This is a genomic window from Hymenobacter terricola, from assembly GCF_017921975.2.
GTDB lineage: Bacteria > Bacteroidota > Bacteroidia > Cytophagales > Hymenobacteraceae > Hymenobacter > Hymenobacter terricola.
Genome location: NZ_JAGEMO020000004.1, coordinates 204,747 through 218,827, shown reverse-complemented (window position 1 = coordinate 218,827; position 14,081 = coordinate 204,747). Strand labels below are relative to the sequence as shown.

At 64.5% G+C, this 14,081-nt stretch carries 10 protein-coding genes; 7 read left to right on the top strand and 3 right to left on the bottom strand.

Features of this window, described 5'->3' with window-relative positions:
- Positions 1 to 46 precede the first annotated feature (46 nt).
- The 7 genes from rbsK (at position 47) to J4G38_RS05990 (ending at position 12,262) form a co-directional block, all read left to right on the top strand.
- Positions 47 to 964 (top strand): ribokinase, encoded by a 918-nt coding sequence (gene rbsK, locus J4G38_RS06020; protein ID WP_210516014.1) that lies wholly within the window; start codon positions 47 to 49, stop codon positions 962 to 964.
- Between the two features lie 146 nt (positions 965 to 1,110).
- Positions 1,111 to 2,106 carry a GRP family sugar transporter gene (locus tag J4G38_RS06015; RefSeq protein WP_210516016.1) on the top strand — a complete coding sequence of 332 codons (996 nt, stop codon included), beginning with the start codon at positions 1,111 to 1,113 and terminating at the stop codon, positions 2,104 to 2,106.
- 158 nt (positions 2,107 to 2,264) lie between these two features.
- Entirely contained in the window at positions 2,265 to 3,842 is a 1,578-nt protein-coding gene (locus tag J4G38_RS06010; protein WP_210516018.1) for an ADP-ribosylglycohydrolase family protein, read from the top strand.
- Between the two features lie 74 nt (positions 3,843 to 3,916).
- Positions 3,917 to 6,232 carry a beta-glucosidase BglX gene (gene bglX, locus J4G38_RS06005; RefSeq protein WP_210516020.1) on the top strand — a complete coding sequence of 772 codons (2,316 nt, stop codon included), beginning with the start codon at positions 3,917 to 3,919 and terminating at the stop codon, positions 6,230 to 6,232.
- 265 nt (positions 6,233 to 6,497) lie between these two features.
- Positions 6,498 to 8,501 (top strand): sialate O-acetylesterase, encoded by a 2,004-nt coding sequence (locus tag J4G38_RS06000; RefSeq protein ID WP_210516022.1) that lies wholly within the window; start codon positions 6,498 to 6,500, stop codon positions 8,499 to 8,501.
- A gap of 158 nt (positions 8,502 to 8,659) precedes the next feature.
- Positions 8,660 to 10,015: an MGH1-like glycoside hydrolase domain-containing protein gene (locus J4G38_RS05995; RefSeq protein ID WP_210516024.1), complete on the top strand. Its 1,356-nt coding sequence runs from the start codon at positions 8,660 to 8,662 to the stop codon at positions 10,013 to 10,015.
- A 57-nt stretch (positions 10,016 to 10,072) separates the two neighbouring features.
- A complete protein-coding gene (locus J4G38_RS05990) occupies positions 10,073 to 12,262 on the top strand; it encodes an alpha-galactosidase (protein ID WP_210516025.1) in 2,190 nt (729 codons plus the stop codon).
- Between the two features lie 76 nt (positions 12,263 to 12,338).
- Here the strand turns inward: J4G38_RS05990 and J4G38_RS05985 are convergent, their stop codons facing one another.
- From J4G38_RS05985 to J4G38_RS05975, 3 genes are all read right to left on the bottom strand, one after another.
- A complete protein-coding gene (locus J4G38_RS05985; RefSeq protein WP_210516026.1) occupies positions 12,339 to 12,680 on the bottom strand; it encodes a hypothetical protein in 342 nt (113 codons plus the stop codon).
- 320 nt (positions 12,681 to 13,000) lie between these two features.
- The gene (locus J4G38_RS05980) at positions 13,001 to 13,579 is read right to left on the bottom strand and encodes a GNAT family N-acetyltransferase (protein WP_210516027.1); all 579 of its coding nucleotides are present in this window, start codon (positions 13,577 to 13,579) and stop codon (positions 13,001 to 13,003) included.
- 10 nt (positions 13,580 to 13,589) lie between these two features.
- Positions 13,590 to 14,033 (bottom strand): DoxX family protein, encoded by a 444-nt coding sequence (locus J4G38_RS05975; protein ID WP_210516028.1) that lies wholly within the window; start codon positions 14,031 to 14,033, stop codon positions 13,590 to 13,592.
- Positions 14,034 to 14,081 lie beyond the last annotated feature (48 nt).

Genomic DNA, 14,081 nt, shown 5'->3' with positions numbered 1-14,081 from the left:
CTTAGGCAAACTGTAAAATCTTTCCCAACCCTGTTTTCCCCAGCTTATGAACCGCAACATTTTAGTTATCGGCAGCGCCAATACCGACATGGTCATCACCACCAGGTACTTCCCGCGGCCGGGGGAAACGGTGCTGGGGGAGCAGTTTCTGATAAACCCCGGCGGCAAAGGGGCTAACCAGGCGGTGGCTGCGGCCCGGCTGGGCGGGCAGGTCACGTTCATCACCAAGTTCGGCACCGACCTCTTTGGCGACCAGGGCCGGGCGCAGCTGCTGCACGAAGGCATTGCCACCGACTACATCCTGTCTGACCCCGACCACCCCTCCGGCGTGGCGCTGATAACGGTGGATGAGCACGGCGAAAACAGCATTGTGGTGGCTCCCGGGGCCAACGGCACCCTCTCGGCCGCCGACCTGGCCGGCGCCAGCCAGCCGTTTGCCGAATGTGAGCTGGTGCTGATGCAGCTGGAAATTCCGCTGCCCACCGTGCTGGCGGCGGCCCGCACCGCGGCTGGCTTAGGCAAGCGCATTATTCTGAATCCGGCTCCGGCCCAGGCTCTGCCCGATGAGCTGCTCCGGCAGCTCTACCTTATCACGCCCAATGAATCGGAGGCCGAAATCCTGACCAGCATTGCCATTACCGATGCCGACTCGCTGGAAGCGGCGGCCCAGGCCCTGCTGGCCAAGGGCGTTCAAAACGTGGTCATCACGCTGGGCGGGGAGGGTGCTTTTCTGCGCACGCCCGCCGAGGCGCAGCAGCTCCCCACTGCGCGCACGCAGCCGGTGGACACCACGGCCGCCGGCGACGTCTTCAACGGGGCGCTGGCCGTGGCCCTGGCGGAAGGAGAGGCCCTGCCCGCCGCCGTGGCCTTCGCCAATCAGGCGGCCGCCATTTCGGTCACCCGCCTCGGGGCGCAGGCCTCGGCGCCGTACCGGCACGAGCTGCCGCAGAGCGTGCCCGGCTGAAAAGGCCGTCATGCTGAGCTTGTCGAGGCATCTCTACCGCTTCGTTGAGTCAATTGAATTACTGCTGCGGTAGAGATGCTTCGACAAGCTCAGCATGACCGTGCTCTTTCCTTTTTCTTATCCATCCGCCACTACAATCCTGCCCTATGTTTGTCATCCATTCCTATGCTACGGCCGTGCTGTTCTGCCTGGTCACGATGCTGTGCTGGGGCTCCTGGGCCAACACCCAGAAGCTGGCCACGCAGCAGTGGCGCTTCGAGCTGTTTTACTGGGACTACGTGCTGGGCATCGTGCTCACGGCGCTGCTTTTCGGCCTGACGCTGGGCAGCACCGGCGAGGCCGGCCGGGGCTTTCTGGCCGACCTGCGGCAGGCGGACATGGCGGCCGTGGGCTCGGCCGTGCTGGGCGGCATCATTTTTAACGCGGCCAACATCCTGCTGGTGGCTGCCATTGCCATTGCGGGCATGTCGGTGGCGTTTCCGGTGGGCATCGGTATTGCGCTGGTGTGGGGCGTGCTGGTCAATTACTGGGGCAACCCCTTGGGCAATTCCGGGCGGCTGTTTCTGGGCGTGGGGCTGGTGGTGGTGGCCATTTTGCTGAATGCCTTTGCGTACCGGCGGGCAGCTGCGAAGGCGCAAAAAGTATCGAGCCGGGGGCTGGTGCTGGCCGTGGTGGCGGGCCTGCTGATGGGCTTCTTCTACAAGTACGTGGCGGCGTCCATGTTTCCGGATTTCAACGTGCCGCTGGCCGGCAAGCTCAGCCCGTACTCGGCCGTGTTCTGCTTCGCCGGGGGCGTGCTGCTCAGCAACTTCCTGTTCAACACCCTACTCATGCGGCGGCCGTTCAGCGGCGAGGCCGTCAGCTACGCCGACTACTTCCGGGGCAGTGCCCGCAGCCACCTGATGGGCGTGCTGGGCGGGGCCATCTGGTGCGTGGGCATGGCCTTCAGCATCATCGCGTCGGGCAAGGCCGGGCCGGCCATTTCCTACGGGCTGGGCCAGGGCGCTACCGTGGTGGCGGCCATCTGGGGCATCGTTATCTGGAAGGAATTCCGGAACGCGCCCAAGGGCACGCCCCTGATTCTGAACGGGATGCTGGCCTGCTATCTCGCGGGGCTGGTGCTCATCATCGCGGCCCGCTAGGTGCCGGCCCGCTTAACCTCACCCCCGGCCCCTCTCCCGCGGAGAGGGGAGCCAGACGACTTCAAAGTAGCAGCATAACCGGTGCCCCCTCTCTGCGGGAGAGGGGGTTAGGGGGTGAGGTCCCCCGCGTGCGCCATCCTCTCATTAACCCTGCTCTCATGAAAAAACACCTGATTCAAGCCGCCAGCCTGCTCTGTGTACTCGCCTGTGCGGCCCCGGCTTCCTACGCCCAAGCCCCGCCCAAAAAATCCGCGCCGACCACCAGCCCGGCCAAAACCCTGACCCTAACCAAGACGGCGCTCCAGAACAAAATCAAGGGCGGCTGGGCCGGCCAGACCATCGGCGTGACCTACGGCGGGCCGATGGAGTTCAAGTACAACGGCACCATCATTCAGGACTACCAGCCCATTCCGTGGTACGACGGGTACCTGAAGAAGACGATGACAAAGGACGCGGGCCTCTACGACGACATTTACATGGACCTCACGTTCGTGGAAGTGTTTGAGAAGGAGGGCCTCGACGCGCCCGTCGGCTCCTTCGCCAAGGCGTATGCCAACGCCGGCTACTCGCTCTGGCACGCCAACCAGGCCGGGCGCTACAACATCCTGCACGGCATCCAGCCGCCACAGTCGGGGCAGTGGCTCAACAACCCGCACGCCGACTGCATCGACTACCAGATTGAGGCCGACTTCGCGGGCCTGATGTCGCCCGGAATGCCCAACGCGGCCTCGGCCATCAGCGACAAAATCGGGCACATCATGAACTCCGGCGACGGCTACTACGGCGGCGTGTACCTGGGCGCCCTCTACACGCTGGCCTTCACTTCCGACGACATTCCCTACATCGTGCGGGAGGGCCTGAAAACCATCCCCGCCCAAAGCAACTACCACCAGTGCATCAGCGACGTGATTCGCTGGCACCAGCAGTACCCCACCGACTGGCAGCAGACCTGGTTTGAGGTGCAGAAAAAGTGGACCCAGGACGTGGGCTGCCCCGATGGCGTGTTCCGGCCCTACGACATCGACGCCACCGTGAACTCGGCCTACGTGGTGATTGGCCTGCTCTACGGCGGCGGCGACTTCGGCAAAACGCTCAACATTGCCACCCGCTGCGGGCAGGACGCCGACTGCAACCCGTCGTCGGCCGGCGGCATCCTGGGCACCATTCTGGGCTACGACAAGCTGCCGGCCTACTGGAAGCAGGGCCTGGCTGAAGCCGAGGGCATCGACTTCAAATACACCACCACCTCGCTCAGCAAAGTGTACGCCGTGGGCCTGAAGCACGCCCTGGAAATGGTGCGCCGCAACGGCGGCAAGGTGGAGGGCGAGCAGGTGACCATCCGGCTGCAAGAGCCCACGCCGGTGAAGTTCGAGGAGAATTTCGCGGGCCACTACCCGGTCGCCAGGCTGGCCATCAACAAGCCGCTAACCGACGAGTATACCTTTGATTTTGATGGCATTGGCTACGTGCTGCGGGGTGAAACGGCCAAGTACGAGGCGCAGTCCGACTACGTGCTGCAACTGCAGGTGACCCTCGACAACCAGGCCCCCGAAACCGTGGCCCTGCCCTGCGCCTTCACCACCCGCCGCTACGATTTGGCCTGGAAATACCAGCTGCCCAAAGGCCACCACACCGTACGCCTCAAGCTGCTCAACCCCAGCCCCGACCACCCCTGCAAGCTGGAGGAAGCCTACTTCTACGCCGACAAGCCGGTGGCCCAGGTGGCGGTAAAGTAGCTTCTGCTTCATTGCGCCCGGCATGACGTGCTGTTAGCTTGCTGACTTAGCCCAAAACTGATTTTTTTCACTCCATGAACAGGTTTTACCGCGTCGTTTTCTTGTTGGCCGGAGCGCTGCAGCTGGCCGCGCCACTGTGCGCCCAGCCCAGCGACCCACGCGCACTTACCCACCGCGAGGACCCCAAAATGCAGGCCTTCGTCGATGAACTGATGGGCCGGATGACGCTGGAAGAGAAAATCGGCCAGCTGAACCTCTTGGCCGTGGGCTTTGACGTAACGGGGCCGGTGGTGAGCAAAGATGTGGATGCCAACATCCGCCGGGGCAACGTGGGCGGTGTGTTCAATACCTACACGCCCGCCGCGGCCCGCCAGCTACAGGAGCAGGCCCTGAAAGCCACCCGCCTGAAAATCCCCCTGCTGCTGGGTTTCGACGTGGTGCACGGGCACCGCACCATGTTTCCCATGCCGCTGGGCCTGGCCGCCACCTGGGATATGCAGGCCGTGGAGCAAAGCGCCCGCATCGCCGCCGAGGAAGCCTCGGCCGACGGCCTGCACTGGGTGTTCTCGCCCATGGTCGACATTGCCCGTGACCCGCGCTGGGGCCGCGTGGTGGAAGGCGCCGGCGAAGACCCCTACCTTGGCTCGTGCGTGGCCGCAGCCATGGTGCGCGGCTACCAGGGCCCGGATAACGATTTGGCCCAACCGAACACCGTGATGGCCTGCGTCAAGCACTTCGCCCTCTACGGCGCTGCCGAGGCTGGCCGCGATTACAACACCGTGGACATGAGCCGCCAGCGCATGTACAACGAGTACCTGCCGCCCTACAAAGCCGCCATCGAGGCGGGCGCGGGCTCGGTCATGTCCTCCTTCAACGATATCAACGGCATTCCCGCCACCGCCAACCGCTGGCTGCTGACCGACTTGCTGCGCCGGCAATGGAGCTTCCGGGGCTTCGTGGCCACCGATTACAACGCGGTGAACGAGCTGACTGCGCACGGGCTGGGCGACGAGCAACGCGCGGCCACGCTCGCCCTCCGGGCCGGCGTCGACATGGACATGGTGGGCGAGGCCTTTCTAAAATACCTGGCCGATAACCTGAAAAAAGGACTGGTTTCGCCAGCCGAAATCGACCAGGCCTGCCGGCGCATGCTGGAAGCCAAGTACCGGCTGGGCTTATTCCGGGACCCGTACCGGGGCATTTCAGACAAGCGCGCCCACCAAACCATGGGCCGGCCGGAGTTCGTAGCCGCCAGCCGCGATATTGCCCGCCGCAGTCTGGTGCTGCTCAAAAACGAGCGTCAAACCCTGCCCCTGAGAAAAGCCGGCACCATTGCCCTGATTGGCCCCCTGGCCCGCAGCCAGCGCGATATGCTGGGCAGCTGGAAAGCCGCCGGCGACTGGCAGCAGGCCGTTTCGCTGGAACAGGGCCTGCGCAACGTGGCCGGCAGCGCCGTGAAGCTCATGTACGCCCAGGGGGCCAACCTGACCGCCGACCGCCGCCTGTTCGACCAGCTCAACGCCGGCGGCGAGCTCACCTTTGATGTCCGCCCCGCCGAGGAATTAATCCGCGAAGCCGTGCAGGTGGCCAGCCAGGCCGATGTCATCGTGGCCGCTGTGGGCGAGTCGGCGGGCATGACCGGCGAGGCCACCAGCCGGGCCGATATCGGCCTGCCCGGCCGGCAATTGGCGCTGCTCAAGGCCCTGAAAGCGACCGGTAAGCCCCTTGTGCTCGTGCTGATGAACGGCCGCCCGCTGACCCTGACCTGGGAGGACGAAAACGCCGACGCCATCCTGGAAACATGGTTTGCTGGCAGCCAGGGCGGTAATGCCATTGCCGACGTGCTGTTCGGGGCCTACAACCCGGCCGGCAAAATCACGATGACTTTCCCCCGCGTGCTGGGCCAGGTGCCGATTTACTACAGCCACAAAAACACCGGCCGCCCCGCCCTCGGCGACCAGAACGACAAGTATAAGTCCAGCTACCTCGACGTGCCCAACGCGCCGCTCTATCCCTTTGGGTTCGGCCTGAGCTACACCACCTTCACTTACGGCAAGCCCACGCTCAGCAAAGCCACCATCGGCCCCGCCGAAACCCTGACGGTAACCGTAACCGTGCAAAACACCGGCAATGCCGACGGCGAAGAAGTGGCCCAGCTCTACCTCCGCGACCTGGTGGGCTCGATTTCGCGCCCTGTGAAGGAGCTGAAGGGCTTCCAGAAAGTGCTGCTGAAGCGCGGCGAGCGCAAGACGCTCACGTTCCGGCTGTCGGTGGATGACCTAAAATTCTACAACGACGACCTGCAGTTCGTGGCCGAGCCGGGGGCTTTTCAGGTCTTCGTGGGCGGCAACTCGCGCGATGTGCAGGCCGCCGATTTTACGCTGGAATAATGCTGGCCAGTGCCAGCAGCGCCAGCAGCTATTGAATCAATTGTTAAATCAGTAGGCCATGAACCCTAAACTCAACGCCGCTCACCCTGCGCCAGCAGGCAGCCCAGCCAGGCAGGTGCCGCATGACCAGCGGCCGGTTTCCGTCGGGTTTAACGAGGAGCCTCGGCCGGTTTTTCAGCGAAGCGAAAAGCCGGCTTTAGCCTCCTCGGAAACTGCGGAAACGCTTCATGAAATTCAGCAGCACGGCCTGCTGCGCCTCGTGCTTATGCATCGTCACATTCTGGGCAGCCTGGTGGGGCTGCTATTCGGGCTGGCGCTGACTCCAGCCGCCCAGGCCACCGTGCGCCTGCCCGCTCTGGTGGGCAGCCACATGGTGTTGCAGCGCGACAAGCCCCTGCCCATCTGGGGCTGGGCCGCGCCGGGCGAAAAAGTCAGCATCACGTTCCGGAACAAAACCTACGCCGCCACGCCCCCCGATGCAGCCGGGTGCTGGCAGGCCACGCTGCCGGCCACCCCGGCCGGCGGGCCTTACGTGCTGACTGTCAAAGGTCAGAATACGCTGGTGCTGGACGACGTGCTGGTGGGCGACGTGTGGCTGGCCGCCGGGCAATCCAACATGGAGATGCAGGTGAAAGCCGGCCCCACCGGCTACTTCCAGCCTGTCGCCAATGCCGACCAGGAAATTGCCGCCGCCAACTTCCCTCAGCTGCGCTGCCTCACCGTGGCCCAGGTGATGGCCTACCACCCCGAGCCCGACGTCACCACCAAGGGCTGGCTGGTGTGCAGCCCGGCCACGGTGGCGGGCTTTTCGGCGGTGGCGTACTTTTTTGGGCGCGATTTAGTGCAGCGCTACCAGGTGCCCATCGGCCTGATTTGCAGCAGCTGGGGCGGCACCTCGGCCGAGGCCTGGACCAGCGCCGAGGGCCTGCGCTCCTTACCCGATTTCCAGGCCCGCGCGGCCGACATCGCCCAGCGTACCACCCGCCTCACCGATGACGACCAGGCCTTTCGCCAGCGCCAGCGGGCCGCGCTCAACTCCCAGCAATTCGACAAAGGCTACCCGCCCGGCGGCAAGCCCTGGTCGGCGGCCGACTTCGATGCCCGCGCCTGGCCCGAGATGACCCTGCCCGGCTTCTGGGAAACCATTCCCGCCCTGAAGACCTACGACGGCGTGGTGTGGTTTCGCAAAGAAATCGACCTGCCGGCGACGGCCGCCGGTCAGCCGCTTACCTTGGCGCTGGGCACGGTAAACGACACCGACAGCACCTGGTTCAATGGCGTGAACGTGGGCAGCACCGAGGGCTACAACAAGGAGCGCCGCTACGCCGTGCCGGCCGCGCTGGTGCGGGCCGGCCGCAACGTGGTCATCGTGCGCGCCGTGGACCTGGGCAGCAACGGCGGCATCTCGGGCGAGCCCGCCAAGCTGAGCCTGACGGGGGCCAGCCTCACCGTGCCGCTGGCGGGCGCGTGGCACTACCAGGTCGGCCTCGACCCCAAAGACTGGCCGGTTTCCCCTTTCCCCGGCGGGCCGCAGAACACGCCCACGGTGCTGTTCAACGGCATGGTGGCCCCGGTCATTCCCTTCGCGCTCAAAGGCATCATCTGGTACCAGGGCGAAAACAACACGGGCCGCGCCGAGCAGTACCGCACCCTGTTTCCGGCCCTGATTACTGACTGGCGCAAGCACTGGGGCACGCCCGAACTGCCCTTCCTGTTCGTGCAGCTGGCCAACTTCCAGGCGGCCGCGCCGCAGCCGGGGCCTTCCACCTGGGCCGAGCTGCGCGAAGCCCAGGCCCAGGCGCTGGCCCTGTCCCGCACCGGCATGGCCACAACCATCGACATCGGCGAGGCCGACGACATTCATCCCCACAACAAGCAGGAAGTGGGCCGCCGCCTGGCCCTGGCCGCCCGCCACGAGGTGTACGGCGAGAAGTCGCTGGTCTACAGCGGCCCCACCTACCAGCGCATGGCCGCGCAGGGCAGCACTATCCGGCTGAAGTTCGACCACGTTGGCGGGGGATTGATTGTGAAAAACGGCACTCCGCTGCAAGGATTCGCCGTGGCGGGGGCCGACCAGAAATTTCACTGGGCCACGGCGCAACTGTTCGGCAATGAGGTGGTGGTGCAGAGCGACGAGGTGAAATCCCCGGTGGCCGTGCGCTACGACTGGGCCAACAACCCCACTGGCAACCTCTCTAATAAGGACGGCTTGCCCGCCGCGCCCTTCCGCACCGATACCTGGCCGGGCATCACGGTGGGGGTGAAGTAAATAGTCGCGCCTGAGAAATCGCACTAAAAAAGCACGTCGTGTTGACTTTCTGAACAGCTTCCTCACCACCGACCCCGCCCAGCAGGGGCCTTGTGAGGTCCCACCGGCCGCGCCGAATACCACTGCCTGAAACGCAAATCACCCCATAACCTCCCAATATGTTTCACCGCCGCACTTTTCTCAAAAGCGCCGGGGCCGCCGGCCTCGCCGCCCTCATTGCTCCGCTCGATGTCGCTTCGGCGACGCCTGCCGCCACCGAAGCTGCCGCCGCCGAAGCCGCCGCTGGCCCCAAGCCCTTCGTCGTATCGCCCGAGCTGTCCAAGCGGATGTATGAGAAGGCCCTGACCATCGCCAAAACCAAGATTCGGGGCGGCGAGAAGGAGCCCTTTTTTAAAAAGCCCTACCTGGACGAAGCTTTTTCGCCCGATATCTTTTACTGGGATACCTGCTTCATGACGTGCTACGCCAAGTACCACCAGCAGGAGTTACCCATCGCCCAGGCCCTCGACAACTTCTACCGCGTGGAGGATGCCGACGGCTACATCGGCCGCCAATACACGGAAAACGGCATCCCCTTCTGGGAAAAGAACCAACCGGTGAGCATCAACCCGCCCCTGCTGGCCTTTGCTGAGCTGGAGCTGCACAGCCAACAGCCCAACGTGGAGCGCCTGCGCCGGGTGTACGAGCCCCTGAAGCGCCACTTCGAGTATTTGCAGAAGACCTACCGGGGCGAGGATGGCCTGTACTTCGGCGACACGCTGGGCATGGGCATGGACAACGTGCCGCGCTACCCGCCGGGCTGGAAGGACGACGGCAAGGGACTGCCCGCCAAGCACCTGTATCCGGAGCTGTTTCAATATAACGGCCTCGACGCCAAGTGGAACATCCAGGGCCGGCTGGTCGACCTTTCGGCCCAGATGGCGTTTTTCGCCCTGAACCTGAAGCGCATTGCCCAACTCACCGACCACGCCGCCGACGTGCCCGCCCACGAGCAGGCCCACGCCGCCCTCAAAGCGGCTATCAATAAGCACTGCTGGAGCGAGGCCGACGGCTTCTACTTCGACCTGGGCTACGGCAAGCCCATCCGGCGCTTCCACGTGGGCATGTACTGGGCCTTGCTAGCTGAGTGCGTGCCCGCCGACCGCCTCGACCGCTTCATCGCCCCCCTCACCGACCCCAAGAAGTTTGGCCGGCCCGTGCCCGTGCCCTCGATGGCCGCCGACGAGCCCGAATACCGGGGCTACGGCGCGTACTGGCAGGGCGGGGTGTGGGCCCCGACCACCTACATGGTGCTGCGCGGGCTCAAGCTCGTGGGCAAAGCCGAGCTGGCCCGCATCCTGGCCCAGCGTTTCTACGGCGCGGTGGCCGAGGTCTTCGAGCACACGGGCACGCTCTGGGAAAACTACGCGCCGGAGTTTGCCAGCTACGGCCACCCCGCCAAGCCCGATTTCTGCGGCTGGACGGCCATCGTGCCCATTTCCATCTGGCGGGAATTCATCAAAACCAAGGCCTAGCGCGGCCGAGGGTGAAAATCAACCATTTTCAAGGCATACCGTGCCGCCTGACTTCTTATGATGCTCCGTTTTCTCTGCTGCCTGCTGCTGCTCAGTCGTTTCGTGCCGGCCGGGGCGCAGGCCATCCCGCCCCCCATTGCCATCGAAACCGAGCACGTGAGCCTGGTGCTGACCGTGGGTACCAACCAGAAGCTCTACCAAACCTACCTCGGCCCGAAGCTGACGGCGGCCGACCGGCAATCATTGCCCCAACCCGGCCCGTTCGATGCCTACATGCCCGCACCCGGTGAAGCCTACGTGCCGGCCGGCACCGATAACCTGTTCGAGCCCGCTATTGGGATGGTCCACGCTGATGGAAACCCCTCGCTGGCGCTGGTATTTGCCGAGGTGCAGACCAGCCAAACCGGCGACGACCTCATCACGACCACCGTGCACCTGCGCGACCCGGCCTACCCCGTGGACGTGCGGCTGCACTTCGCGGCCTACCAAAAAGAGGACGTCATCAAAACGTGGATGGAAATCACGCACCGCGAGAAGAAGCCGGTGGTGCTCACCAATTACGCCTCGGCCATGCTGCGCCTGCACGCCCCGCACTACTGGCTGACGCAGCTGCACGGCGACTGGGCCTCGGAGGCCAAAGAAGTGGAAGGGGAGCTCACCAGCGGCCTCAAAGTCATCGACTCCAAGCTGGGGGGCACCCGTGCCGGCTGGTACCAGACGCCCTCGTTCTTCCTGGCCCTCGACAAGCCCGCTACCGAAACCAGCGGCGAAGTCCTGGCCGGCACCCTGGCCTGGACGGGCAGCTTCCGGCTGGCCTTCGAGGTAGATAACCTGAACACGCTCCGGGTATTACCGGGCCTCAATCCCTTTGCTTCGGCCTACACGCTGCCGGCCAATCAGCCTTTCGTCACGCCGGAGTTCATCTTCACGTACAGCCCCGCCGGCAAGGGCCCGGCCTCGCGCAACCTGCACCGCTGGGCCCGCCGCTACGGCGTGCTCGACGGGACCGCGCCCCGTCCCACGCTCCTCAACAACTGGGAAACCACGCTCACCGCCTTCACCGAAAGCCGGCTCGATTCGCTGATGGGCGACGCGGCCCGGCTGGGCGCGCAAATCTTCCTGCTCGACGACGGCTGGTTTGGCAACAAGTACCCGCGCAACAATGACAAAGTGGGCCTGGGCGACTGGCAGCCTGACCGCGCCAAGCTGCCCCACGGCCTCGGCCACCTCGTGCAAACGGCCACGAAAGCCGGCATCAAATTCGGCATCTGGGTGGAGCCGGAAATGGTGAATCCAAAGAGTGAGCTTTATGAAAAACACCCTGATTGGGTTCTGCGCCTGCCCAACCGGCCCGAGGACTACTCCCGTAATCAGCTGGTGCTCGACCTGACCAATCCCAAGGTCCAGGATTTCGTGTTCCAGGTGGTCGATGAGCAGCTGAGCCAGGGCGTAGCGTACGTGAAGTGGGACTGCAACCGCATGATGACCAGTGCCTACTCGCCCTACCTGGGCCGCGACCAGTCGCACCTGTACATCGACTACGTGCGGGGCCTGTACAAGGTATTCGACCGGATGCGGTCCAAATATCCGCACGTACCCATGATGCTCTGCTCCGGCGGCGGGGCCCGGGCCGACTACGGCGGGCTGAAGTACTTCACCGATTTTTGGGCTTCGGATAATACCGATGCGTTCGAGCGGGTCTTCATTCAGTGGGGCTTCCTCAACTTCTTTCCTTCCAACACCCTGGCCAGCCACGTCACCAACTGGAACCGCCAGCACACCCTGAAATTCCGCACCGACGTGGCCCTGATGGGCAAGCTCGGCTACGACCTGGACGTGAGTAAACTCAGTGTCGACGAGCTGACCTTCAGCCGGCAGGCGGTACAGAACTACAAGCGCCTGACGCCCGTCCTGGCGCAGGGCGACGTATTCCGCCTCCGCTCGCCCTACGAGGGCAACCAGGTGGCGCTGCTGTACGTGGACGAAGCCCAGCGCCACGCCGTGGCCTTGAGCTACAACCTGCACACCCGCTTCCACGAGCCGGTGCTGCCCGTCAGGTTCCAGGGCCTGAATCCTGCCCAACGCTATCTGGTGCGGGAAATCAACCTCATGCCCGGCCAGAAAGACACACTGCCTGCGCACGACCACACCTACTCCGGCGATTACCTGATGAAAGTGGGGGTGCTGCTGAGCGACCCCGATGCCACCCAACTCACCAGTCACGTACTGGAGGTGCTAGCCGAATAAAAGGCCAGGCGGGGGTGTTGGTAAACAAAACGGAGAAAACCTTCGGCTCGGCCGTTTTATACCAGGCCGCAGCGAATTAATGCTGAGCGAACGGTGGGTGAGTGCGGGAAAACGACCGGCTGATGCCCACCCGTAAAAACGTGCGGTGGCCGCCGTCGCCGTGCGCCAGTCCACCCACGGCCACCAGGCCCAGGCGCGTTTTTCGGGTCAGCACACGGCTGGCTTGCAGCGAGTAAAGGGCAAAGTCATAGGTATCGGGCCGGCGGCGTTGCAGCCCCCCATAGTAGCTGCCGTAGCCCTGCGCAAAGCTCTTTTCCCGCTCATACTGGAAGGCCAGCGAGCCGAAGTAGCCTTCTCCGACAAGAAACGGCCGCCCCTCCACAAAGACGCTGCCGCTGACCACGCCCAGCCCCGGCACCAGCGTCCACGCCTTGCCGGGCGAAGTATAGCCAAACGTAACCCCGTTTCCACGCCGAAAAACGCCGGATTGGGGTAGAACACGCCATAAAGGGACACCTCGCGCAGCGAATCCAGCGTCTTGCTGAGGGAAACGGACGGCGCGAACCCAAAAAAAATATCCTGCTCGACCCGGGCGGCCACCCGCACCGGGTTCGGCCAGCGGGTTGCTGGCCGTGTGCGCTCACGCAGGCGCCGCTCAGCCAACCTGCCAGCCCGAGGCGTAAAGAAAAAGGCATGGGACAGTGGAAATGAAAGCGGGGTGCGGCGGGCGCTACGGGCCTACCTCAATGCGGCGGTTTCCGCTGGTTTTGCTTGATTAGTCAGCGCTTTGCGAAACACCAGCTTGTCGGTGCCGGCCGCGTAGAATTCGCGGATGCGGGCTTCCTCGTCGTACCCGGCGCGGCGGTAGAGGGCCCGGGCGGGCTCCTGGGCGGCATCGCCCGACGTTTCGATGAGCAGTAGCCGCTCGCCACGGGCCGCCAGGGTGGCCTCCACGTAGCGCAAAAGGGCCGCCGCCCGGCCTTCGCGGCGGCGGTGGGGGTGCACGCCGATGAAGTACAGGTTCCAGGTGCCCTCCGTCATGCGTTCCAGCGCGTAGTAAGCCACACCGGCCAGGCCGTGGTCGTCGTCGGCAATCCAATACTCGTCGGGGTCGGCCGTGCCCGCGAAATACCTGGTGAGTTGCGCGTGCATGCCGGCCAACTCTTCGGGCGTAAACAACCCCACCGCTTCAGTGAGGGTCAGCAGGGCGGGCAGGTCGGCGGGCACGACCGGGCGAATGGTTTCGGATGGCGGCGTCGGGGTGAGGTCAGTAGTGGCTAGGGGCCTTTGGCCCGCGGAAGGGGGGTGGTCTTGCATCAGGTGGTGGCTAAAAAAAGCAACTGGTTGGAACGGCGGTGGCTCCGGCGGAGGCACGCCGGCGATAGAGGTAGTAGGAGCCCAGCGTGAGCACCAGGCCCAGGAAGGCTGGCCCCCAATTGGCCGGGCCGTCGCCAGAAGCCAGGTGGGAATACACGGCCCCGGTCGTGTCGAAAAACAACCCCGCGTAGGCCCACTCTTTCAGGTGGGGCCGGCGGGGCAGCAGCAGGGCCGCCACCGCCAGCAACTTCCACCCGCCGATGAGGCGCAGGAAATACACCGGGTAGCCCAGGTGCCGGATGAAGGCCACGGCATCCGGGGTTTGGGCTACATCGAGCACGGCCCCGAGGCCGATAAAGACGACCAGCAGGCCCGTGACCAGCCAGTAGGGCCAACGGGCGGGGGGCGAAACAGCGATTGGGGCAACCGCGAAAGGGGGAGTAGTGGGGTTCATGAGAAAGAGAAGAAAAGAGTGTAGGGCACAGTGTTGGCCGGACAGACG

Coding starts and splice junctions, on each gene's coding strand:
- rbsK (WP_210516014.1), top strand. CDS start 47: ATGAACCGCAACATTTTAGTTATCGGCAGCGCCAATACCGACATGGTC.
- J4G38_RS06015 (WP_210516016.1), top strand. CDS start 1,111: ATGTTTGTCATCCATTCCTATGCTACGGCCGTGCTGTTCTGCCTGGTC.
- J4G38_RS06010 (WP_210516018.1), top strand. CDS start 2,265: ATGAAAAAACACCTGATTCAAGCCGCCAGCCTGCTCTGTGTACTCGCC.
- bglX (WP_210516020.1), top strand. CDS start 3,917: ATGAACAGGTTTTACCGCGTCGTTTTCTTGTTGGCCGGAGCGCTGCAG.
- J4G38_RS06000 (WP_210516022.1), top strand. CDS start 6,498: ATGCATCGTCACATTCTGGGCAGCCTGGTGGGGCTGCTATTCGGGCTG.
- J4G38_RS05995 (WP_210516024.1), top strand. CDS start 8,660: ATGTTTCACCGCCGCACTTTTCTCAAAAGCGCCGGGGCCGCCGGCCTC.
- J4G38_RS05990 (WP_210516025.1), top strand. CDS start 10,073: ATGATGCTCCGTTTTCTCTGCTGCCTGCTGCTGCTCAGTCGTTTCGTG.
- J4G38_RS05980 (WP_210516027.1), bottom strand. CDS start 13,579: ATGCAAGACCACCCCCCTTCCGCGGGCCAAAGGCCCCTAGCCACTACT.
- J4G38_RS05975 (WP_210516028.1), bottom strand. CDS start 14,033: ATGAACCCCACTACTCCCCCTTTCGCGGTTGCCCCAATCGCTGTTTCG.